Genomic DNA, 22242 nt, shown 5'->3' with positions numbered 1-22242 from the left:
CGTCGTCGAAATGTCCGTAGAGTGGGACATGGCAACCGACGATCAAATCAATGAACTAGCTGAAACCGAACTCCAGAACCGCTTGGAAAGCGGTGGCGTCGAGGAATATCAGACGCAGGACATTCGGTTTCGAGGCGCACGGCTCTTAGACCTCGACGAACTCCTGAAGCGTCGTCGCAATCGCAGGGCCTCTCGCGCTCGACTCATCAAGCCCATGGGGGACAAATGAGTCTGAGCTACCCCGAACTGTTGGATCGCGTGTCGAAGGGCAACGGCCGCTACTCACCTCAAGCCGGCTACGTTGGCGGTCAGCTCACGCGCACCAACGCCGACTTTCGCCCACGCAACCGATCGGCTGACGCTCACGTCAAGTCCGATGACAAGCTGCTGAAGGCCCGTAGCCGATGGCTCGGCCGCAATAACCCGATGTGCATTGGCGTGAAGAACACGCTGGTCAACAACGTCATCGGGACCGGGATCAAAACGAAAGCCCAGGTCCGCGACGCCAGCGGCGAGCTGCTGAAAGACTTCAACACACAAGCCGACGACTTGTACGCCCGATGGATGGGGGAAGCAGATACCAGAGGCCGGCAGCACTGGTATCAGATGAGTCGAACCAACTTGCATGAGACGATCGAGGCGGGAAACGGGTTTCTCGTCGAGCGGCAAATCAACGATCCTGGTCGGCTGATTCCTCTTGCGTTCGAACTCCGCGAGTCGGACCAGCTCGACGAGACGAGGGACCGACCGGCGGGCGATGGCGTCAACGAGATCCGTCGCGGGATTGAATTCGACGGACGTGGGAGGGCTGTCGCCTACTACTTCTGGACCGAGCACCCCGGCGGCGTCTACACCGGTCGATACGAGTCGGAGCGAATTCCTGCTTGGCAGGTGATCCACCTCTACCGTGGGGAGCGGCCATCGCAGACGCAAGGAGTGTCCTGGTTCGCTCCTTTGGTGCGGAACCTCTGGCACCTCTACGACTACATGGAGTACGAGATCGCAGCGGCGAAGGTCGCGAGCTACTTCGTCTACATGCACAAGCGGGATGACTGGGGCGAAGGCGCCGACGACTACTTCGTCGACGAAAACGGAGACGCCGGTCCGCTCGACGTCGACGGCAACGAGATGCTTCCGCTTGGACCAGGCATCGGGCTAACCGGCGGGCCGAACGACAGCATCGAAGTCATCCAAAGCAACCGACCGAACAGCCAGGCCACAGCGTGGATCACGCTCCTCATGCAGATGATGGGCAACGGCGTTGGACTCAGCCTCCAGCGATTCACCGGCGACTACTCTAAGACCAACTTCTCTTCTGCTCGCGCTGGCGACCTTCAGGACCGCAAGGGTTTCGTGCCCATGCAGCATTGGCATACGTGGTATGTCGACCTCGAGGTACGCCGACGAGTGACGCAGCAACTTATCGGTTCGGGGCTTCTTCCTGTCCCCAATGGCGGGATCGCTCGATTTAACAGGAACCCGTTTCGGTGGCTCCAAGCGGTCGCACGGCCGCCGGGTTGGGGATACGTCGACCCGGAAAAGCAGATCCGCGCGGCCAAGGAGGCAATCGCAGCGGGTCTAGGCAACTTCGAGCTGTTTTTCGCGGACATCGGTCTCGACAGCGTCGAGGTTCACAAGAAGTTGGCCGAAGAGCTCAAGGACATGAAGGCCGATGGGCTGCCAGTCGAGCAGATGCTCTGGGGCAAGATCGAGCAAATGGCCGCCGAGGCACAGTCGGCACGCGAAGAGGAAGAGGACGAAGAATGACCGCGCGACGCATCAACAAGATCGCGAACGCCTTCTACTCAACGCCGCTGGCGATCCTGCCAGAGAAGGCGGCGGACATCGAGACGCTGATTGAGGCTCGGCAAGAGGGCGTCTTCTTCACGCAAGACGAAGTCGCCGCGTTCATCGGCGGGCCGACGGAATCGCACGAGATCGTCATGCACGGCAACGTCGCCGTCGTGTCCGTCTTCGGCGTCATCGAGAAGCGGATGAACCTGTTCGTCGAGATCAGCGGCGGGACGTCGACCGAGCTGCTTGTCCGAGACATTGAGGCGCTCGCCAACGACGACAGCGTCTCCGCGATCGTGCTCGACGTCGACAGTCCGGGAGGTTCGGTTAATGGTCCAAGCGAGCTGAGTCATGTCATCGTCGAGGCTCGCAACAAGAAACGCATCGTCGCCGTCGCCAACGATCTGGCCGCGTCGGCCGCCTACTGGATCGCATCGGCGGCGAGCGAGGTCGTGACGACCGACTCGGCGAGCGTCGGGAGCATCGGTGTGTTCGCGGTCTTCCGCGAGCATTCGCAGGCGGAAGCGGAACGCGGCATCAAGACGACGATCGTTCAGGCCGGCGACATGAAGACGGCGGGGCATCGCTCAAAAGCCATGACCGACGACGAGCGGGCGATGTTGCAAGAGCGTGTCGATTCGTTCCACGAAATGTTCATGGCGGCCGTCGCCGAGAACCGTGGCATGTCGATGTCGGCGGTGCGATCGGTCGCGGACGGACGGGTCTACGTCGGACAGCAAGCGGTCGAGGCGGGGCTGGCCGATCGCGTTGGAACACTGAGTCAGGTAATCGAGGAACTGTCGAGCCGAACGTCTCGGCCGGGCGGTGCTCGTGTAAGAGTCGAGGGAATGCAGATGACCAAGCAAGAAGCCGAGACGACCACCGAGGTCGAGACCGTTGACATGGAGGCCGTGGCAACGAAGGCCCGGCAAGAAGAGCGTGAGCGGGTGACCGAGATCGAAGCGATGGTCAAGGTCCATGGCCCGCGCATCGGCGACGCTGACAAGCTCAAGGAAGAGTTGGTCAGCTCTGGCGCGTCGCTTGACTCCGCTCGCGCTCGCGTGCTCAAGGCGCTCACCGAATCGGAGACGGCGGCCCCTCGCGGAAGTTTCGAGGTTGGCCCCTCGTCAAACGAGAAGTTCTACGAGACAGTGTCCGACGGCCTTGCATTCCGCGTTGGCGGAAGCGAGGCGGCGGCGTCCAACTTTGCACGGGACTCGACCGGTCGGCTCAAGTTGTGCAATTACGAGCGGGTGTACGACAGAGGTCATCCCGCCGGCATTCGGTTCACCGGTCAGGCTCGCAAGATCCACCCCGACGCGAACATTTTTCGAGGCATGCGGCTGATTGACATCGCGGCGGAGTGCCTGAACCGAGAAGGCATCTCCACGCGGGGAATGGACCCCACGCCACTAGCGAAGCTTGCTCTCGGCTGGGAGTTCGAGGGAGTGCCCAAGGCGGGCGCTCTCGGAGGTGGCGGCTTCCATACCACGGGCTCGTTTCCCGAATTGCTTCGAGACGCCGCGAATAAGACGTTGCTCATGGCTTACGCCGAGGCTCCGTCGACGTGGCGGCAATGGGTGCATCAGGCCGAGTCGGTTTCCGACTTCAAGAACATCCATCGCGTGCGATTGAGCGGGGTGTCTGACCTCGAAGTGATTCCCGAGGACAAGGCGTTTCCCGAGGATGAGCTGAAGGATTCGGGGGAAGATTACGCCGTCGAGACTCGTGGCAAGGCCTACTCGTTCACGCGACAGATGCTCATCAACGACGATCTCGGAGCTTTCACCACGCTGACGATCCGGCAAACGCGAGCGGCGGAACGTACGATCAACCGAGCTGTCTACGCGGTGTTGACCGGTAACCCAACGATGCGTGACAACACGACGCTCTTTCACGCGAACCACAACAACATCGTGGACACCACGGGCGCGCCGAGCGTTGCTCAGCTCAACGAAATGAAGCGGCTGATTCGACTCCAGACGGACCCGAACAAGCCTGAAATCATCCTCAACCACGAGATGCGGTTCTTGCTCGTTCCGGCGGCGCTCGAGGGCGTGACGCTCGAGCTGCTCAACTCGGTGTCGAATCCCGAAGGGACGAACTCGGGCGTTGCCAACATTTGGCGTAACCGCGTGACTCCAGTCGTCGAGGGCCAGCTTGATCTAAATGATCCGGTGGCCTACTACGGTCTCGGCGCCTGGCAGGATGCCGATCACATCGAGGTCTCGTTCCTTCGCGGAGAGGAGTCGCCAATCCTCGAAGACGAGTTCGACTTCGACAAGAAGGGGCGGAAGTTCACCATTCACCAGACCTTCGGCGTCAAGGCGATTGACTGGGTGAACATCGTTTACAACGACGGCACGTCGGCCGGATAACCGTCGCTAGCAGTCGTCTTTCTCGGGCAAGCTACCAACTTCGAAAGGTCTGATCATGGCTGACACGTTTCGCATCGATCACCACTTCCTCGGTGAGGGGTCGCTCTCCGCCGCGGGGGACGAATCCGGCTCGCAGTTCATTCAGGCAATCACCGGTTCCGGCCCGCCAACGGTTGGCTACGTCTCGGCCGTCGACGCCGTTGGCGTACTCCAGGCCGCTCTCTCGGCCGACAGCGAAGTCCAGAACGCCTGCGCCTACTCGGGCGATGTCTTGGGCTACGACATCGAGCGGCTCAAGAGCGTCGAGTTTCGCGCGAGGTTGAGTACGGCTCTTGGGACGACTGCAACGACGATGGTAGCGTTCGGACTCACGTCGGCTCGAAACGACGCCATCGACTCCATCACGGAAGCATTGTTGTTCCGGGTGCTCGGAGACGGCTCGGGGGCAGTGCTTGTCGAATCCGATGATGGAACGAATGACAACAACGACGTCGCCACGGGTGAAACGCTTGCCACCACCTGGAAGCGATTCGTCATCGACTTTACGCAGGGGTTGTCGGACGTCCGTTTCTACATGGACGGCGGCTATGGTCTCAAGCGTGTCGCCGAGAGCACGACGTTCAGCGTGGCCAACTACACGGCAGGCCTCCAGTTCTTCGCTCAGATCCAAAAAGCGGCCAACACGAACGTAGGCACGCTCCAGATCGACCGATTCTCGGTGGAGTTCAAGGAGTTGTAAGCCGTGGGGCTGCGTGACCAGATCAGGAACCACGTCGACAAAGCGATTTTGAACACGAATCACTTTGCGCAAGAGATCACGTACACGCCCGACGGAGGAAGTGCGACGACGATCAGAGCCATCATGGTCTACGACGCTGGTTTCGGTGTTCAGATCCTCGACGAAGGTGAAGAAGAGCGGAAGACCGCGATGGCCCGAGTGAAGAGCAGCGACGTCGAAAGCCCGCAGCGAGGCGAAACAATCAGCGACGGCACGACGACTTGGAGTATCACCGGCGTCACGCGTGGAATGGACTTCATGACGACCCTGAACCTCATTGCGATCGGCGACGTCCTCAAGTCACGTCGCGGGCGACGGGAGACCATTTGATGGTGACCGCAACCGGGCCGATCGCGAAGCCCTTGGCTCTCTGCGCGGAGTTGGTGGCGGAGTCGGAGACATTCATCGACCTATGCACGGCGGCGGAAGTCGAGGACGCAAGCACGCGGGTCTACGTCGAGGCGGTGGCGAACCCGGCCAGACCGTTTGCCGTAGTCGCTAGTTCGGATGACACGCGGCATTCACGATCGGGGCACGTCGGCGGGACGTGCGAGATCCACATTGAGTTGGACACTCCAGAGGCCTACCAGGGCGATGAGAACATCGCGGACGCCCTGACGTGGTTCGAGAGCCAGATCGGCGCGATCATCGACGAGATGTACGACCTGGCTCAAGACGGCACCAAACTTCGTCTGGCAGTCGCTCAGGATGACGGAATCACGCTGTCGAGCCTGGGGCTACCTCCAAAGGAAACACAGAGCCAGCCCAACAAGGGTGACTACCTCATGACAACGTTTCGCGTCGAGTACGGCCGGAGGCGGTGATGCTGGCACTTGTGCCGCTATCCGTGGTCATCCAGAGAAAGCGGAAGCTTTCGAAGGACATTCCACAGCGTCGATGGAACGACATGGTCCGCAACTCATTGCACGAAGCGGCGGTGATGTGGATCCGTGAGTTCCTTCCGCTCAAGTTTTTGCCGGGAAACAGCCAGCGATACACCTTCGCGCGTCGGTCTCGCAAGACGCTCGAGATCAAGAAACGGGCGAAGTTTTACCGCCCGTTCTCTCGGAACAAATTCGCGGTGAAGGTTCCGGCGGCGGAACCGAGGATCTCGTGGATTCGCACGGGGACGACACGCGACCTGATGACCAAGCGAGAAGCGTCGAGCTTCAACATCAAGAAGACGGCGACGAGTTCGAAACAAACCGTTCGGGTGCCGCTCAAGCTTGGGCACCCGATCAATCCCAAAAACGTCGGTGAGATTTCGGAAGTTCTCCCGTCTGAAACGCGCGATCTCCAACGGCGGGCCAAGACGACGTTCGTGCGAGAGTTCGACGCGGAAACGCTAGGCAACGAACGGTTCGTGATCAACGGACGCGCAGCGTAGAGGAAATCATGGCACACGAACGTTACACGCTCGGCCGAATCGTGGTGAATGGGTCCTCGACCTGGAATCTCGAAGGGCTCGAGTCGAAGAACCTGTCCTCGGGCATCCAGACGCTGTTGCGTCGCGCTGCGGGTCAGCCAGACGCGTCCTGGATCGCGGTGACCGAGGTTGCCCCTCGCCTGTCGGCCACGTGCTCGGATGTCGAGACGTTTTTGTCGAACGTCGCGATGTCGGGCTTCGCGTTCCCTCAGTCCACGACCTACACCACCGTCGAGAACTACTTCGTCAATCTTCCCGATGGTGGCGTGCGAGACGCGACGGCGTGCGTGAAAGGCGCGATGAACAAGGGGCTAATTGTGCCTCGTCGTCTGACCTGGGGGTTAGAGCCGCCGGCGACGATCGAGTTTGACATCATTGCGACATTCGACGGGACCAACGCTCCGTTGATCCTGAGTGTCAGCCAGACCATGAGCGGGACGCCAGTCATCGGGGAGATGTTCCGCGCGGGCCCGGTCACCATCAACGGCACGACAGGTGACAGCTTCACGTCAGGTTCGTTTGACTTCGGGCTTTCCGAGGAAGCCGCGCGAGCCATGGACCAGATCTATCCAACACGCGTGCACATCCAGGCACGCGAGCCCGAGTTCCGGTTCCCGACCTCGGACTTGTCCATACTCAACACCTACGGGATCAGCGGGACAGCTCAGAGTGCGACCGACAGCGTGATCGCTCTTCGTCACATGCCAAATCGAAGCTCGGTGACGGCGGACACGGAAGAGGAGCACATCACGATGACGGTCGACGATGGGCTGATTTTCTGGGAGGAGGGCGGCGGCTCCAACGACTCGGACGCGGAGTCGACCGTGGTCCTCAAGCCAATCTTCGATGGGACCAATGAAATGGTTGTGTTCGCGACTGACCAAGCCCTGTCGGAATGAGGTGAGATGTGACGAAGGAAAGCACAGCCAACGACGCCGCGAGAATCAAGGCGATCCGAGACGCAGCGCAAGCCGACTCGGAGAAGCTGATCCCGAGGCCGCTCGTCGATCTACTGATCGTCCGAGAGGTCCCGGCGGAAGAGGCTGCTGGCCTCATCGACGACTACCGGCGACAGGGCTACGTCTACGCTCGTGGTCAACTGATCGGCACTCCGCCCAAGGAAGAGCCCACGGTGGCGCCCGAGCCTCAAGAGCCGACGGGAGACGATGAGTGAGTAGCCTCCTCTACTACTTCCCGAAGGCCGAGCCCTTCTACGATCCGAAGCAGATCCCCGCGGCGTGTGAACTCGATCATCTCGCTGGCGCCAAGATCAAGACGTCGTCGAAGGTCTATCGCGACGGTCCCGACGGCGGCATGGGCGCCGTGATCGTCGTCGAGCCGGGCGGTGGGAAGGCCGCGAAGTGCGGCATCTACCCCGACAAACAGACGTGGCACCCAGTGCGCAATGGAGACCAGGTCACTCACTACCTTGGCTGGGAGTCTGAAAACCCGCCAGGTCCATCCGACCTCGAGCGACCCAAGCAGGTCGAAGGCCATCCAGTCGAGCTTGGTGACGGCAACAAGTGGGTGATCCCGTGCGTCCACGTACCAAGCCCGGCGAACACGATGCCGATGGCCTACACCATCGGCGATGACGGAGCCTTCTCGCTGTCGTTGCTTCCCGGCTACGAGAAGCTCATGGAAATGTCGGTGGTATGGCACGATCGAGCGAACAGCAGTGAAAGCTTCCGGTTCTCGCACCTGGAGTTCGCCGAGTACGCTGTCGCGCTGTTGGCAGTCAACTACCACGTCGGATGGCATGAGGTGTTGCGGCTGGCGTTGATCCACACGTCTGCGGCGATGTTCAACGAGATCGTTCTTGCGAGCCTTGGAGGCCCCGACCTCGTGGCTTACGCGAAGGCGCAAAAAAAAAGCGGCACACCTACAAGTGGCTCCGAAGTCTCCGTTGGCGACGTGGGCTAGCACCGGACTACTGGCCTACATGGGCTGACTTGCACTGGCTGGAGGAAGAGCGTGGGAGTTTCGTCGGGTGAAGTCTTTGAGTTCTCCGCGGACGCCAAGCAGGCGATCGCCGAGTACGCGAAGCTCCAGGCGTCTATCCGCGCCACGCAAGGCGAGCTGACGAAGGCGGCACGCGCGGCGGTGAGTGGCAGCGTGGAGGCGCAAGGCGCTCTCGATGCTCACTCGAGCAAGATCCTCATCCTCAACAAGCAGTTCGAGGAAACCCGCAAGCGGATCAACGAGGCGAAGGCCGCACAGCAAGGCCTGTCCCAAATCCAGGTTCCCGGCACCGAGGGTGTCAGCGGCGACCTGTCGGCGGCGATCGCGGCGCAGGCGCGTTTACAAGCCGCCCTTCAGGCCACGCAAAATGATCTCATGAAGGCATCGCATCTTGCCGAGGCTGGCAATGAAGCCGCGGCGAAAGAGACACTCAAACATGCGGCGGCGGTCGCGGTGCTAGAGAAACGGCTGGAAGCGGCTGGAAAAGATGTCGCTCGGGCAAACGGTGCCGGCAAGGGTTTCCTCAAGTTCAGTGGCCAGGCGGGAGCGAACGTCACCCAGCTATCGTTCGCCGTTGACGACTTTTTGACCGTCTGGAGCGGCCAGGGCGGCAAGATGGGGATGGTTAACGGGATGCGGGCGGCAGCGAACAATATGAGTTTCGTTTTGGCTAGCTTCAATCCGTTGCTTGCTATTGTCCCCTCGCTTGCGGGGGCGGTACTGAGCCTTGGTGTTCGATTGCAAGAGACTGCGGACGCCAGCAAGGCGGCTGTCGACGGTAACCGGGAATACCTGTCTAGCATCGAGCACATCGAGGACGCACTGAAGGGTATGGCCGAAGGGGAGAGGGCGGCGGCGGATGCCAGGGATGAGCGACAATTCCTTGGGAAGATGTCGGTACTCACCGAAGCGGCCCAGAAAGCGCGGCAGGAAGTAGTAGACGCACAACACGCATACAACGAGTACATCCGAACAAGCATCACCAGGAAGGATCTGTTCGAGAAGTGGACCCCGGAAGAACAAAGGGAGTTTGTCGCTCGCAGCCCCGCCGGCTCGATAGTCACCAAGAATCTCGACGAGGCCATGCGGCAATCTGATCGTGCGGATCTTGAAAAGAGCCAGCTTCAGCAAAGGCGAGACGAATTCGTAGCCGCACGTGAAGCATCGCGAAAGAAACAGGAGGATGATCGGAAAGCGACCGAGACAAGGCGTTTTCTCGAGTCTCCGTTGAGGGATGTTTTTCGGGATCAGCGAGCCCGCGGATTCCAAGGTCAGGCAGTAGAGCAAGCACTGCTCGACGCGTCTGGCCAAATTGCCCCCGGAAACATGTTTCGCAAAGATGTCACGCTGGATCTGCTCAATCAGTTTCGGGCAGACGAGAAGGCTGGTGTCGCGATCGAGGCGGCAACCGCAACGCCCGAACGAGCGAACCTAGAAATGATCAACTCCAAAGTGGATGAACTTTCTCGCCAGCTAGCGAAGGCTCGGTTTGCCGCGACCGCGCCAGGCAGTGAGCAGGGCGAGCGAATGAGTCCAGCGGAAAAAAAGATGATCGAGCTGGCGGAGCGGCAATTGCGAGAAACTGAGCTCCAACGGCAAGACGCGAAGGCAGTCGAGCGGTCACTGAGCAAGAAGATGCCGACATTGAGAAGGCACGTTCAGCTTTGACTCAATGATGGGTCTGCGTCCACGCGGGCTTTCGTTGCAAGGATCAAGGTGGCACGGATAGAAGCCGCTAATGCCCCGGCAAACGTTCCGGCTGCGAGACAGAGGCCTCCAGTAATCGTGCATGATGCTGCGGATGCAAACAGAAGGTATGCAGCCGTGTAATTTTTCTCTTGCGACCAAGATGCAGGGATGTTTCCAAATGCAAAGAGTACCAAGAATCCAGCTAGCCCAAGCAGGATGCCGCCAACGACAAAGAACACTGTCGAGGATGTCGCGAGCAAGTCGACGCGACTGATCTCCGTTGCAAATATTCGCTGGCATACACGTTGGAGCGAGTAGTTGGTTGGCGAAGGTGTTGTCGTGGCCGGGATCTTTGGTGGCTTCGGTGCTGATGACTGGGGACGCTTCTCGGGCACTGCGACATCGGGCGCAGTTGGTTCGGCCGAGAGATCGGGACCAGATGTGGGTGACTCAAAAAAGTGGCGGATGCTGGTGGCGCGACTAGCCGGAGCCCACTTCTTTCCCGTTGTGCTCACGAGAGTGGATTCCGTGATTGTGCCGTAGCTGACCAGTCTGGCGATGTCGTCAATCGAGCATGGTCCGACTACCGATCCAAGCTCTGCGTCTTTGTAGTGCCAACGCGTGGTGGCCTTGACGCTCATGGTGACCTCCAGTGTGTGTGCCCCGCGAACGGCATTGTAAGCGGGTGGCGACGTGAAGGGCAACTAGCGAACGATGGCGATTCTCTGGGACATGATCGGATCGTTCTCTTTTATCGCTCTCGAAGGCGATGTCGACGGCCTCGGCGGCGCCGAGGTGGAGGACGTGTCGCGATCTGGCGTCGACGGGAACGCCTACCGCGAGACCGGGTCGAAGTCGGAGGAATCCGAGCTTCGGGGAGAGACTGACGTTGCGTCGGCAGCGGCGGCGGACGCTCTGATCGACTCCTATCGCGCCCTCGAAGGGACAGTTGTCTCGATCCGGCTCCGACAGATCACCCGCAGCAACTACTTGGTGATAAAGGCCCGTGTCACGGAACGCTTCCAGTCTGCCAACACGAGCGGTGGCGTGACTGGTGGTCTCTGGACAGTCCGCAGTGTGTGGCGAGTGGTGAGGGTGGGCTCATGACGGTCACCGCCCAGGCCCGACAGATCGACTACTTCGCGTTTCGGCTCTCGTTCTCAAGCGACGAGACACCACCGGTCCCGTTCCGAGTGGTGCGCAACGGCGACATGATCTACTCGTTCACTTCGACCGACGGCACCGGGGAGATCACGGTCACCGTGGAGCCCGGTACGGTGCCCTTTTTCGAGATCCTCGACCGAGCGGGCCAGCGGCCACAGCCAGCATTCCCTGGGAGACTGACGCTCGCATGGCAGGCGGTGACCGGAGCGACTCGGTATCGGGTCGATGAGTACGTCGACTCCGAATGGACTGAGCGACAGACGATCGCCAGCACGGGCGAAACGAGCTACACGTGGGTTTCGCGATGGCTCGAGGACTCGGCATCCCATCAATTCCGCGTGGTCCCTCTCGACAACGCAGGCAACGAGGGATCAGCTCAGACGTTCGCGGCGCTGATGGTGAGGCACCCGGACGCGCCGAATGTCACCTATACGTACAACGGTAGCGCAACCCCGACGCTGACGATCACGGAGGCGAGCTAGATGTGTTGGTTCGATTCGCGAGTGATGGCCAGGTTGTGCGAGCAGATCCGCCGTGACAAGAGGATGATCCGGCTAGCGATTCAGCGGCGAGCGAAACGCGAACGAAGAGAAAAACGATCACGGAGGTAAGCTAGATGGGAACCTATTCCGCCGTCGCCGAAGTCACGGCTGGCGCCGACACAACCATCATGAACATCACCGGCGGCACCGCCGCGCGGGTGAAGGTCAAGTACATCAGTGTCACCTCGTCGTCAGCGCCTGCGGACACGCAGACGAAACTCCAGCTTCTCCGGTCGACATCGGTAGGGACGTCCGACAACGACTATACGCCGGTCAACCTCGACCCGGGCGACCCCAAATCGGCTGACGCGACCGTCAAAACCGGCGACTTCTCCGGCGAGCCGACAGCGACTATTGTCCTTCACGAATTCGCGCTAAACCAGCGAGGCAGCTACCAGTTCCACGCCCCAGAGAAAGCCGAATTCGTTTCCACAGTCGCGGCCAACAACGGCATTTCGCTGAAGTGCGTCTCGTCGTCGGGAACTCCTGAGATCAATGCGACGATCGTTTGGGAGGAGTGATGCCCAGGCGGTTCATTTACCAGCAGTCGTCCGACCCGATCTATGCCGACAACGAGCTTGGCGGTGACTCGCTGCGCCTCTATCTCTCGGGCGCGGCGAGCGATGGCGCATCGCAAGCCGACCCCGACGCGGCACTCGGCAACTACCGTTCCTCGAGCGAAGCCGATCGGGTCGGTGTGATCCAAACGAAAGCGATTAGCGGTATCTCCGTAGAGCAGTCCTCGAGGCGAAACGGCTCCGAGGGTGCCACGGGGCAGATTGCTGTCGTCGACGCCAATCGGGTGAGGTACGCGGCCCCTGGCAGTACGACGTCGGGCGATCCGGTGTCGATCCCCAGCGGAGAGACGCGAGTCGTCGCGGATGGTGATGACCCGTCGAAGTGGCTTCGAATCACCCGGACCTCGTCGGCATCTCTCTCCGGCTCCGCACTGATCGAGTTCTCTCAGCAATTCAACAATCTCTTTGCGATGGGCGACGCCGCGAACGCGGAAACGACTTCCGGCGGCGACCGCTACCGCGCCGTGATCGTTCGCGGCGTCGCCATGCAGACAGCGACATCAACCAAAGTATGGCTCGGAACACTCGGCGACTCCTCTACGTCGTCTGGCGGGGCTCTGGGGGGCTCTGGGGCGGGGTCAGTTACCGGACCGGCCTACGCGTTCGAGTCATGGCCGCAAAAGGGCTGGTGCCGGATCGAGAACAGCGGCGGGACGCTTCGCGAGATCATCTACTATTCGAGCCGCACGGCGAACGTGCTCACGGTGCCGGCTGATGGTCGAGGGAGGCTCGGCACGTCGGCGGCGGCGGGCGCTACGAGTGATCTGGTTCACTCCGTCCCTGGAATACGAGTCGCCTGGGAAGCGGCCGACCCAATCGTCGGTGGAAGTGTCCAGACGATCGCGGACGAAGAAACCGCCCCTACGGGGCTCACGTGGTCGACGGGGATATCATCGTCAACGGGGCTCGACGTGGGGACGATCCAGACTCACGAGCTGGGAGCCATCTGGATTCATCGAGAGTTGCCGGTCGGGACCGGAGGCTTTCCGAAGCATATCAACGACCTCCAGATGTCATTTGCGATCGAAGGGATCACCTACACCGAGACGCTGGATGGGATCTTCCGCGCCGCGGTGGATGCTCTCGCTCGCTACGAGTTGCATGTCGGCGAGGACGCGGCGACGGACTTGACGGCGGACCCAGACGAGACCTTTTCGAGTCTCCCTCACACCACCACGCTCGAGCTAGACCCTGGGCACGTCTACTACGTCGTGACGAATCGACGGAACGCCTACGACATGGCGTCCCAGGTAGGCCAGACAGAGACGATCACGATCGATTCAGGCGGCGACAGCCAGACCAACGCCCCCAGTGCCCCGACGGTCCAATCGTTCGGCCCTGGGCTCTCCGGAGCCTTCTCTCTCCAGGCGATCTACTACGGCGCGGCTGACACGTCCCCTGCGGACACGTGGCTGATCTACTTCACCTCGGACGGCTCCGACCCCGACCCGGGCAACGATACCCCGACCGAGGTCGCGATGAACCTGGCCGATGGCGCGGCCTACCTCGACTGGTCATCGTCGACGTTCGCGGGCGGAACGACGGGCAAGGTGATCGTGCGTGCCCAACGATCGAGCGATTCCGTGGAGAGCGCCAACACCACGATCTACACGAGCACAAATGACGCGATCGGATTCGGGGCGCAGTCGGGCGGGATCTTCTATCGCCGAGTTGCGGAGCAAACGTAATGGGCGTGTCAGTCGCGAACAATTCGACGCTTCTCACGCCGATCCCCACCGCGCGACGGTACGTCTCGATTCGGCGCAATTGGTCGGATGATTGGACCTACATTCCGTTCTTGGAGGCCATCGAGTCGGTCGAGTCCGCGGCCCCGGAGATCTCGTCGGCCGACGTGCTCTACCGCTTCGGCCGGATCATTCGCGAGGGGGACACGTCAGCATCAAGCTACCTGCCCGTCGACCTTCGCAACTACTACCTCAAGATCGCATTTCAACATCCCTACACCGACCCTCAAGACGCGTGGTTGGGCATCGTGACCGAGACGCAATACGTGCTCGACTCCCCCGATGCGCGGGGTGACCAACAGATCAAGGCCTATGGATTTGGCCACCTTCTCGACCAACAGGTGATCCGCACGGCGACCGTCGAGGAACAGGGTACGGCCAGAACCGTCTCTTGGGTGCCGATTTTCAATCGCCCGCACATGCGGGGCACGTCTCTTCTCGGCAACCGATCCACCGACCCGATCGACGGCAACTACCGATTCAGCCGCAACGGGGAAACGTGGAATGCCAAGCAGGTCATTGAGCTGATCTTGGCGGAGCACGCGCCGGGGCCATTCACGTGGGAACTCACGGGCCAGACCGAGCCCCTTGAGCAGATCGAGCAGATCTGGGACTTGGGCGGACAAACAGTGTGGGGAGCCCTCAATACGCTGATCAATCGACGGTTCGGGTTGGCGTTCTTCATCGAGCCCCAGGATGGTGCGGAGACCGTGGCGATTCGAGTGGCGACCACCGTAGGGCAGACACTCTCTGCCGGGGCGATGACACTCCCAGCTAACCCAGATCAAATCTCGTTCACCGTCCCGGCAACATTCCCGTGGACGCACCTGGTCGGAGCGATTCCGTTCCGCCACTCGACCACCAATCTCTACGACAAGATCACCTTCCGTGGGGAGCGAATCAAAGTCTGCGCGACGTGGACGTTTGCCGACGGGACTCTATTCGAGCACTGGCCATCTACCTTGCAGGATGAATACAACGCGGCGGCCGGTGATGACGACGAGGAAGCGAACGCGCTCTTTCGTTCGCAAGAAACCTACGCCAGCGTCTACACGCGGTATCGAGTCCCCTACCTCTGGGACTGGAAGGTCGGCAACGGAGATGGGTCGCAGTTCGCCGCGATCGCGTTTCGCGCGAATGACGATGGCTCTATCGAGCCCGATGCGGAGAGTGACGAGGCGAGGCTGTGGACCTTCCAGAAGGTGTTCCAGCGAGAGACGCTGCTCCGGTACAACGTTGACTACTCGACAATCCCCGCGACTGACAACAACGAGGAAGGGACCGAGCCGGAGTTTCGCCCGCTGATGGTGTTTGTGCTCGACGACACTGATGGCGATGCCCACGAGGCCGATGACAACTATCACTACGTCGACAAGCTCGGCGAGGACATCGAGGGCGCGACCAGCGTTAGCGTTCGCCCGCTCGACAAAGAGATGGGCTTCGAGCTTGGGGTGAGCCCGCAACACTACTTTGCTAACGGGCATTTTGACGACGCCGACGCGGCGAGAGTCCAACCCGAATTCGACTACGAAGCGTTGCTCGTGACCGCGACGATCGAGGTGGATGAGCGGCAACGAGTCACTCTCGATGGGCTAGCGGAGAACCCACACGAGACATCACGGGAGCTAGTGGTAGAGGTGCCCGGCGCCGAGTATTGGGTGATTGCTCCGTGGACCGTGTGGGACCTAGACGACGATGGGTCACTGTTGAGAACACAAGCCACCTATCGAGTGATCCGAAACGACTTGGCGAAGCTCGAGGCCTACGCGGTGGCGTGGGGGGCGTGGTACCTGATCGGCCGACAGGCGGTCCAGATCCCGCTCATGACGCTTGGCCTGTGGTGCCGGATGGGGGCGTTCCTGACGCACATCAGCTCGATTTGGGGCAATGAGCCGATCAGGACGATCGTCACCTCTCGACGGCTGATCTACGATGTATCGGCTGACCAACCCATGGCAGTGATCGAGACCGGTTGGGGCTCGATCGACTATGCCCCGGAGCCGCTTCTATGACCGAAGACGCGATCCTCGATCAACTGGAGCGACAACTCGAGGCGATGGAGCGGGACGCGGCGCGGATCGTGGCGAGATTGCCGGTAACGGTTAGTGGCACTGATCAAATACATTTCGAGAAGAAAACATCAATACCAGCACAGGGAGATAATAACGATGTCCAAGTCGCCGAATTTTCGGACGAACACGAGAACCTTATCGTCGACAGCACGAACGAGCTTCCTGTCGTTCAACGTCCTCGGTTCCGGGTGATCCCAGAAGGCGACGACGAAGAGGTTACAGTAATTTGGTTAGCATTCACCGTGTTCCCGATCGCCATGGCGACGATTAGGAAGATTGACGGAATCTGGTGTTACACCGACTTCAGCCAAACCCATGATCCAAGTTCGTAGACCATGAGTAGCGTTCGCATCCAAAACATCGCCGCCCGAATCGACGCACTCCAGCGAGAGTTGGCGAACATACCAGCCCGGTTTCCATCAGGAGGCCGCGGCGGGGTGTCTCAATACATGTTCGCCAAGCTAACAGAAGACTTGGACACCCCAGGGACCGCGACTGCTCATCGGATGTCGATGCGTCAGTCGGAGGCGAACACGGACCATTATGAACTCTACGAAACGGAATCAGAAGTTGTCGTGGTTGACCCGAACATAGGTACGGCGCCAGTGCCGAAGTCGCGAATCCCTGAGGCGCTAACGCCTGTCGAGGCGGGCAACATCGTTTCTTGTTTCAAATGGAAGGGGAAATGGATCGTGGACGGCATCACTCTTGGGCAGTGTGGGTGAACGATGTTTCAGCAACTCGGACCAGAAAGTAATACTGAAGTTTGGCCAGTTAACGGAGGGGTGCCAGCCGTCATTAGCAAGTCATGCGAGCAAGACACCGAGATCGTGTCCCCTCTCAACGCTCTATCATGCTGGATGACGGTAAATCTTCCCACTAGGGGTACTCAGACGATTCAAGCGGCCTACGTTGACGACGATGACGACTGGATCTACTTTGAACGTGACTCGTCACTGGAGTCGAGCGACGGACTACATATCGACATCCAAATGTGCAAGCACAAGCAGCGGACCCAGACGAGCGTATACGGGTGGGAGTACAAACGCGCCAGCTTGGTGCAAGTGACTATTAGGGACGAAACAAACAACCAGGGCGCCAAGTTTCGGACCAACCAAGCAAGTCAGACCATCTTTAACTCGACGTTGTTTTACGGAAAACAAGCGTACCCCATCGGTGACGGCACTCCGTTGCCGGTTTACCTGGAGGATGATTGCGCGGCAGCGAACAGGGTTTGGGTTGGAAAGTATGCGATCCCTGGCGCGAGCTCTTACGCCGCGACGAGATGGTTTCCGACGACCGCACAGAAGGGCGTCACGGTCACGGTGGACACGACACAGATGGACCTGACATGCCACGGGCAAAAGACCTACTACATCGGCGCGCCGACGGCATCGGTTTATTCTGGAGAGAGCCAAATCGTTGATCCGGTTTGGACTCATGTTGAAGTGCAAGGGAACCTGACGAGGACAATTGAAGTTCGGTCCATCGACAATGGGACCAACGGTTTCCAGTCGGGGTTCATCAAGTACACCGTAGGGCGTAGCGTCCTCAGCCCCGGCAGTTCTACGACGACGTGGCGGCTAACGTGCAATGAAGCGAGAGATCCTACCGATCCATTCACATCAGAAGAGTTCGAGTTCGAGTCCCTTGATCTTGTGGGAGGATCTTGGGAAATCCTTTGCCAGCCGTCCGGGACGCCAGAAGTCACCATTGCTGAGTACACGCCGTGACTAACGAGTGCCCACACTACCGAGACGAGCAGCCCCATGCGAGATGCGCACGCGACGAGATGACGATTCTCGATCAGTCGTATTGCCAGTTTTGCCGAACGACATGGGTTGATGGGCGGCCGCCCGACAAACGGACCGACGTAACCTCCCAGGCGACGAACAAGGCGATCCCCCCTCGCCCCGAATGCTACCACCTCGGCCCCGCCGCCAAACGCTGCGGCTGCGGGGCTCACTGGCACCAGTGCGACGTGATCAACGCATGCGTCAGACGACGACACTGTCAGACGTGCGAGCAATTCGACGAGGCCTAGTCGCCTCCTCCCACCAATTCTGCAAAATTCTCGAATACTCCCTTGCGTTGTTTCTGCACTGTGCTATTATTCAAGTGTAAGGCACACGCAACCAAGGGAGACGAGGAAATGTGGGGACTCAGTAAGAAAGCCAAGACTCAGATCTGCAAGACGATGCTCTTCGACGCGATCGAGGCGAAGGACGAAAAGGAGACCTGGAACATGCTCGAATGCCTGGAGTCCCTGGTAGGGTCGGACGAGGCGGCGAAGTTTTACAACACGATCAAGAGGTGAGACCAGGGGCCAAGGACGGCCGCCCTTCGGGGCGGTCCGAGACCAGGAGGTAGACGATGACCGAGCAACAGATGATTGCGGCACTCAACGAGATGGTCGCCACTCTCTCCAAGCGGATCGGCCTGGAGGAGGATCAAGGCAACCGCGAGGCCCTGGAGGATGCGGTGAGCAATCTCAGGCAAGCTATCATTTGCCTGGAGGATGTTGACTGAACCTCCATTCCCGTTGCATTCTGCACGCTGCTACAATAGTGTGGCAGCGTCGGGAACACGAAAGGAAACACCCATGCCCAGGCCATTAGCCGAGCCAGATACCACCACGCCAGAGGGAGCCCTAGGGGCCGCCATTCGCAAGCAACGGATGCGCAAGGGGCTCAAGTTGGCCGAGCTGGCCAACGCCATCCAGAGCAACCACACGTTGCTCGGTCGCTACGAGAGCGGCAAACATGTGCCCACCGTGCGGCAGATCATTGCGATCGCCAGGGTGGTGGGGTGCAAGCCCAGTACGCTGGTCAAGGCCGTGGATGAGTTCGCTAGCGATTCTGCAAAATCCTAGCAAACGCAGTTGACACGATTCTGCAAGATGCTACTATATGAGTGTAAAGCAAACGCGACACACGGGGCGACGCGGGCCGATGAGGAGGGTAGAGGGATGAGGGGAAGCGACGCGGTCGAAGCCGCGATCAACAGCCTGGAGACGCTCGGGTCACCGAAGGCGATAGCCGACCACTTATACGAGAGCGGGATTCGCGGGTCGATGAATCCCTGGAAGGGGCCGATCAACGTGTACCATGGTTTGGCGGGAGGTCGCTGAAAAGAAAAGGGGCCAACTGCCTCCCAGCATCCAGCAGCTACGCTCGGAGATTGCCCATCATCTCCGGTTGCTCGTGTCCTCGTCCGAGCGGTGGCCATACTGGAACGGAATGGAGATCTGGGATACGTCGTGGCCGATTGAGGCCCCCGACAGGGACGACGAAAGCAAGCGGTTCGCGGGAGAAATCAATGGCCGGATGGTCGAGAGCGACAAAAAATTCGTCTCCGTCCATCTAGATGGACGAGTCAGAGAACTGCCATCCAAACTGAAGGCGTATAATTTCGTCAACCGCTTCCGGGGCGGTGATAATGGCTGGCAGGGGCCGTATCACTGGGACAAGTCGACCGAGTCCTGGGCGTCCTCTCTGGCGATTTACGGAGCATTGGCCTGTCGGTGATCGGCGATACTCGCCACGCCCCAAGGGCTTGGCCCCATTGCGAGCCACCAACAACCAAGCGAGGGCAGCATGCGCGTCCGCTACCACCTATCAGGCAAACAGGCAAAAGATCTATCGCGGGGAACCGTGATCGCCGTCGCCATTCCCGCCCCGTGGCACGTGTGCGACGCTAAAGCCTATTTCCGCGATCACGTGGAGATAGGCTCGTCCGAGATCAAATCAGCCTGGGAAGGCGAGGTCACGTGCAATCTGCTCGGCGGAGGAGGCGGCGACCTCGCCGAGCGATTCGGCTCGATCGTCCAGTCCCCCGAGTCGTGCGGCGATAAGTTGCCGTTCACCGCCCAAGTCGCCGTGATCGTCGCGGCCCTGCGGCACCCTCGGAAACACGAGAAGGGCCGCCAGCCGACCAAATGGGCCGGAGGTTACGAGGTGATTGACTAGTCGACCGCAGCTAGGCTTCGTCTCAAAAGTCGGCTCTGGCTTCGGCTGGCTACGTTGCCGCGGGACTTTGTCGGTCTGCATCGACGAATCCAACGGATTCGCCTGTTTCGACCTCCTCGTCCCCCACCAACTCGCTGTGCCTCGGGCCGACGATCAACTTTTGAGACGAAGCCTAGCACTAGGAGCCCCAGCCATGGCCGAATGGTACGACGAGGTAGCGATCCGCAAGGACGCATGCGATCTTCTCGGGAGGTTGGCCAGCCTCGCGCCGGAACGCGAGACGTTCCCGATCGTTCACTACGATCTGTCGGAGCTAGGACGAACGTCATCATGGGTCGCGATCGACGATGGGGAGATGGTACGAGTCGTCCGCCTGTCGAGCCTTGATCGGCCTGTCCGGCTGTCGACGTGCTACGCCCATTGGGAGCGGTCCGCAGAATGGGCGGACGACACGACGGCTCAACTGGTGGCGACCGAGCTAGGTCTGCCTCGTGTCTGGAGTGCTGACGGTCTCACGTCCTACGCATGCTAGCCACCAGCTCAGCCCTTCGGGCTGTTGTCATTGGGGATTTCGGCAACGAATTACGTCTCCGACCCAGAGTGTGCAACCGTTGCTCGTAACGGCCATCTTGCACTCGTCGCGACCATCTTCGTCCTTGTGGGTCACGCCAACGATATTGATGTTGACTCACACGCTAGCGCACAGCGGGCCTTGACAGAATCCGCATCAGACAAGAATAGGATCTGGTTGCGATTGATCTGTTGGATCATCTCGTCCGCGTTCATCTCTTCCCTCGCCTCCAATCCCACGGCGGTATCGGAATCTCGTCCGCCCACAGTCCGCGGTGTGACTCTCGAGCCTCCGCTTCCAGCCGCTCGAGCACTTCGTCCCCCTCTGCGTACTTACGATACCACCAGGCGAGCCCTTGTGTCACCAGCTCGTGGTTGACTGACCGCCCATCGACGATCACAAACCCGACGAGCCGGCCGTACCGATCGGTATCCGTGACCACCACCGCGACATTCTTCCCGCCGCAGCGATCGAGCACGTAGTCGGTCGCAACCTTGCCGAACGGTTGCCCCCGCTCCGGGCAGTCGATCGAGGCAAGACGCACTCGCACTGCTTTGCCGTCGCGCAGCACGTCGACCGTGTCACCGTCGACAACCTTCACCGCTCGCCCTGTGAACGCCACAGCGGGCCGTTCCCCCGCCCATGCGGATGACGAGATGAGGACGAGAGCGAGGGCCGTGAGAGCGATCCTGGGGGCCATGGGTATGTCTCCGTTGCGCACGGGGTGAGTTGTCGGCTGTATTGTGGGCTGGCGTGCGTGTGAAGGCATTAGGGGTTTCCCTAGCGGGCAACCACGCCGATAGCCCTCCTGATTGCACCCCACGACTCACGCCAAGCCCCGACCGGTGTAGTTGATCACGGAATGGGGACTTGGCCCCATAACGACTTGTTTCCCAATAACTTGCGTCGAAAAGCCACGTTTGGAGCGTAGATTCAACTAGGACAACTTCAGAAAATTCGTGGCGGTTTCAACCACACCTCTACTGCCACGACACCTGACCGCGCAGCGAAAGCCTGAGAACATGCATCGACGGATCGATGAGGACGAACTTCGCGTCCTCAAGCTCTCTTCGCAAAACCTTAATCTGGATGAGATTGCGGCAAAGCTAGGGGTGTCTGTCCGAACTGTCGAACGGTGGAGTTCCAGCGCGCAGCGGAAGCTCGGAGCGACCAGTCTCAAGCAGGCGATCGCACTATACCTCAAGCGAACCAGCGAAAACCGACAGCCTATCCACATTAGGCAAACTCCCCGGATCGCCCGGGATATCGGTTGCGTTTTCGGTTAGCGCTTGTACACTCGTGGAAGTCGTGGTCCTGAGCAACGGAATGCTCTGCCAACTGGCCAAGCCCAGGGGCTCACGGACAAGCCCGGACCCATCGCGACGCTCACGCACTCCATCACCGATGCCACTTCTATCCCCGCGCGGGCAACCGCGAACCCATCACTTGCGCAGGCTTCTCCAACGGCAACGCGAATGAGTCGCGCCCGTTGGGGATTTCCCCAACATGAGAATTCGATGAATCAGACTTGATGGGACGAAGGTAGAGGGGTACGTTGACCCCACTAAAACTCAA

28 protein-coding genes are annotated in these 22242 nt (G+C 60.1%); 26 read left to right on the top strand and 2 right to left on the bottom strand.

Annotated features, from left to right (window positions below; genetic code table 11):
- The first annotated feature begins 225 nt into the window (after positions 1 to 225).
- The 10 genes from Pan216_RS10015 to Pan216_RS09970 all read left to right on the top strand — a co-directional run bounded on the left by Pan216_RS10015 (position 226) and on the right by Pan216_RS09970 (position 10006).
- Positions 226 to 1767 carry a phage portal protein gene (locus tag Pan216_RS10015; RefSeq protein WP_145257858.1) on the top strand — a complete coding sequence of 514 codons (1542 nt, stop codon included), beginning with the start codon at positions 226 to 228 and terminating at the stop codon, positions 1765 to 1767.
- Positions 1764 to 4172 (top strand): signal peptide peptidase SppA, encoded by a 2409-nt coding sequence (gene sppA / locus Pan216_RS10010; protein ID WP_145257857.1) that lies wholly within the window; start codon positions 1764 to 1766, stop codon positions 4170 to 4172. The genes Pan216_RS10015 and sppA overlap by 4 nt, the downstream gene beginning before the upstream one ends.
- Before the next feature lie 55 nt (positions 4173 to 4227).
- The gene (locus tag Pan216_RS10005) at positions 4228 to 4911 is read left to right on the top strand and encodes a hypothetical protein (protein ID WP_145257856.1); all 684 of its coding nucleotides are present in this window, start codon (positions 4228 to 4230) and stop codon (positions 4909 to 4911) included.
- A gap of 3 nt (positions 4912 to 4914) precedes the next feature.
- A complete protein-coding gene (locus Pan216_RS10000) occupies positions 4915 to 5280 on the top strand; it encodes a head-tail joining protein (RefSeq protein WP_145257855.1) in 366 nt (121 codons plus the stop codon).
- Positions 5280 to 5774, top strand: coding sequence for a hypothetical protein (locus Pan216_RS09995; RefSeq protein ID WP_145257854.1), 495 nt, complete (start codon positions 5280 to 5282; stop codon positions 5772 to 5774). The genes Pan216_RS10000 and Pan216_RS09995 overlap by 1 nt, the downstream gene beginning before the upstream one ends.
- An 83-nt stretch (positions 5775 to 5857) precedes the next feature.
- Positions 5858 to 6337, top strand: coding sequence for a hypothetical protein (locus Pan216_RS09990; protein WP_145257853.1), 480 nt, complete (start codon positions 5858 to 5860; stop codon positions 6335 to 6337).
- An 8-nt stretch (positions 6338 to 6345) separates the two neighbouring features.
- Positions 6346 to 7275, top strand: coding sequence for a hypothetical protein (locus Pan216_RS09985; RefSeq protein ID WP_145257852.1), 930 nt, complete (start codon positions 6346 to 6348; stop codon positions 7273 to 7275).
- Positions 7276 to 7283: 8 nt separating this feature from the next.
- Positions 7284 to 7550 carry a hypothetical protein gene (locus Pan216_RS09980; RefSeq protein ID WP_145257851.1) on the top strand — a complete coding sequence of 89 codons (267 nt, stop codon included), beginning with the start codon at positions 7284 to 7286 and terminating at the stop codon, positions 7548 to 7550.
- Positions 7547 to 8299, top strand: coding sequence for a hypothetical protein (locus Pan216_RS09975; protein ID WP_145257850.1), 753 nt, complete (start codon positions 7547 to 7549; stop codon positions 8297 to 8299). Before Pan216_RS09980 ends, Pan216_RS09975 begins: the two co-directional genes overlap by 4 nt.
- A gap of 51 nt (positions 8300 to 8350) precedes the next feature.
- Positions 8351 to 10006, top strand: coding sequence for a hypothetical protein (locus Pan216_RS09970; RefSeq protein WP_145257849.1), 1656 nt, complete (start codon positions 8351 to 8353; stop codon positions 10004 to 10006).
- Here Pan216_RS09970 and Pan216_RS28185 read toward each other — a convergent pair.
- Positions 9997 to 10668 carry a DUF4339 domain-containing protein gene (locus Pan216_RS28185; RefSeq protein ID WP_419193477.1) on the bottom strand — a complete coding sequence of 224 codons (672 nt, stop codon included), beginning with the start codon at positions 10666 to 10668 and terminating at the stop codon, positions 9997 to 9999. The genes Pan216_RS09970 and Pan216_RS28185 overlap by 10 nt on opposite strands.
- A gap of 73 nt (positions 10669 to 10741) precedes the next feature.
- Here Pan216_RS28185 and Pan216_RS09965 point away from each other — a divergent pair, with 73 nt between their 5' ends.
- The 15 genes from Pan216_RS09965 (at position 10742) to Pan216_RS09910 (ending at position 20628) form a co-directional block, all read left to right on the top strand.
- Positions 10742 to 11134: a hypothetical protein gene (locus Pan216_RS09965; protein ID WP_145257848.1), complete on the top strand. Its 393-nt coding sequence runs from the start codon at positions 10742 to 10744 to the stop codon at positions 11132 to 11134.
- The gene (locus Pan216_RS09960; protein WP_145257847.1) at positions 11131 to 11673 is read left to right on the top strand and encodes a hypothetical protein; all 543 of its coding nucleotides are present in this window, start codon (positions 11131 to 11133) and stop codon (positions 11671 to 11673) included. The genes Pan216_RS09965 and Pan216_RS09960 overlap by 4 nt, the downstream gene beginning before the upstream one ends.
- Before the next feature lie 134 nt (positions 11674 to 11807).
- Positions 11808 to 12254 carry a hypothetical protein gene (locus Pan216_RS09955; RefSeq protein WP_145257846.1) on the top strand — a complete coding sequence of 149 codons (447 nt, stop codon included), beginning with the start codon at positions 11808 to 11810 and terminating at the stop codon, positions 12252 to 12254.
- Entirely contained in the window at positions 12254 to 13999 is a 1746-nt protein-coding gene (locus tag Pan216_RS28690) for a hypothetical protein (RefSeq protein ID WP_145257845.1), read from the top strand. The genes Pan216_RS09955 and Pan216_RS28690 overlap by 1 nt, the downstream gene beginning before the upstream one ends.
- Positions 13999 to 16068, top strand: a complete 2070-nt coding sequence (locus Pan216_RS09945; protein WP_145257844.1) for a hypothetical protein — start codon at positions 13999 to 14001, stop codon at positions 16066 to 16068. Before Pan216_RS28690 ends, Pan216_RS09945 begins: the two co-directional genes overlap by 1 nt.
- Positions 16065 to 16460, top strand: coding sequence for a hypothetical protein (locus Pan216_RS09940; protein ID WP_145257843.1), 396 nt, complete (start codon positions 16065 to 16067; stop codon positions 16458 to 16460). Before Pan216_RS09945 ends, Pan216_RS09940 begins: the two co-directional genes overlap by 4 nt.
- Before the next feature lie 396 nt (positions 16461 to 16856).
- A complete protein-coding gene (locus Pan216_RS09935) occupies positions 16857 to 17861 on the top strand; it encodes a hypothetical protein (RefSeq protein ID WP_145257842.1) in 1005 nt (334 codons plus the stop codon).
- A gap of 59 nt (positions 17862 to 17920) precedes the next feature.
- Positions 17921 to 18172 carry a hypothetical protein gene (locus Pan216_RS09930; protein ID WP_145257841.1) on the top strand — a complete coding sequence of 84 codons (252 nt, stop codon included), beginning with the start codon at positions 17921 to 17923 and terminating at the stop codon, positions 18170 to 18172.
- A 108-nt stretch (positions 18173 to 18280) separates the two neighbouring features.
- Positions 18281 to 18445, top strand: a complete 165-nt coding sequence (locus Pan216_RS28170) for a hypothetical protein (protein WP_419193474.1) — start codon at positions 18281 to 18283, stop codon at positions 18443 to 18445.
- A 56-nt stretch (positions 18446 to 18501) separates the two neighbouring features.
- Positions 18502 to 18657, top strand: a complete 156-nt coding sequence (locus Pan216_RS28165; protein WP_419193473.1) for a hypothetical protein — start codon at positions 18502 to 18504, stop codon at positions 18655 to 18657.
- Between the two features lie 73 nt (positions 18658 to 18730).
- Positions 18731 to 19000 carry a helix-turn-helix domain-containing protein gene (locus Pan216_RS09925; protein WP_419193472.1) on the top strand — a complete coding sequence of 90 codons (270 nt, stop codon included), beginning with the start codon at positions 18731 to 18733 and terminating at the stop codon, positions 18998 to 19000.
- A 96-nt stretch (positions 19001 to 19096) separates the two neighbouring features.
- Positions 19097 to 19258, top strand: a complete 162-nt coding sequence (locus tag Pan216_RS28160; protein WP_419193471.1) for a hypothetical protein — start codon at positions 19097 to 19099, stop codon at positions 19256 to 19258.
- 109 nt (positions 19259 to 19367) lie between these two features.
- Positions 19368 to 19655 (top strand): hypothetical protein, encoded by a 288-nt coding sequence (locus Pan216_RS09920; RefSeq protein WP_145257839.1) that lies wholly within the window; start codon positions 19368 to 19370, stop codon positions 19653 to 19655.
- A gap of 69 nt (positions 19656 to 19724) precedes the next feature.
- Positions 19725 to 20096: a hypothetical protein gene (locus tag Pan216_RS09915; protein WP_145257838.1), complete on the top strand. Its 372-nt coding sequence runs from the start codon at positions 19725 to 19727 to the stop codon at positions 20094 to 20096.
- A 193-nt stretch (positions 20097 to 20289) separates the two neighbouring features.
- Positions 20290 to 20628 carry a hypothetical protein gene (locus Pan216_RS09910; protein WP_145257837.1) on the top strand — a complete coding sequence of 113 codons (339 nt, stop codon included), beginning with the start codon at positions 20290 to 20292 and terminating at the stop codon, positions 20626 to 20628.
- A 250-nt stretch (positions 20629 to 20878) separates the two neighbouring features.
- Here Pan216_RS09910 and Pan216_RS09905 read toward each other — a convergent pair whose 3' ends face one another.
- Positions 20879 to 21367: a thermonuclease family protein gene (locus Pan216_RS09905; protein ID WP_419193470.1), complete on the bottom strand. Its 489-nt coding sequence runs from the start codon at positions 21365 to 21367 to the stop codon at positions 20879 to 20881.
- A 322-nt stretch (positions 21368 to 21689) separates the two neighbouring features.
- On the opposite strand from Pan216_RS09905, the gene Pan216_RS09900 reads away from it, so the two are divergent.
- The gene (locus tag Pan216_RS09900; RefSeq protein WP_145257835.1) at positions 21690 to 21953 is read left to right on the top strand and encodes a helix-turn-helix domain-containing protein; all 264 of its coding nucleotides are present in this window, start codon (positions 21690 to 21692) and stop codon (positions 21951 to 21953) included.
- The last annotated feature ends 289 nt before the right edge of the window (positions 21954 to 22242 follow it).

This window comes from Kolteria novifilia (genome assembly GCA_007748055.1).
In the GTDB taxonomy this organism is placed as follows: domain Bacteria; phylum Planctomycetota; class Planctomycetia; order Kolteriales; family Kolteriaceae; genus Kolteria; species Kolteria novifilia.
Note: the sequence above shows the minus strand (reverse complement) of the source record. Positions and strands in the feature narration are given on the sequence as shown.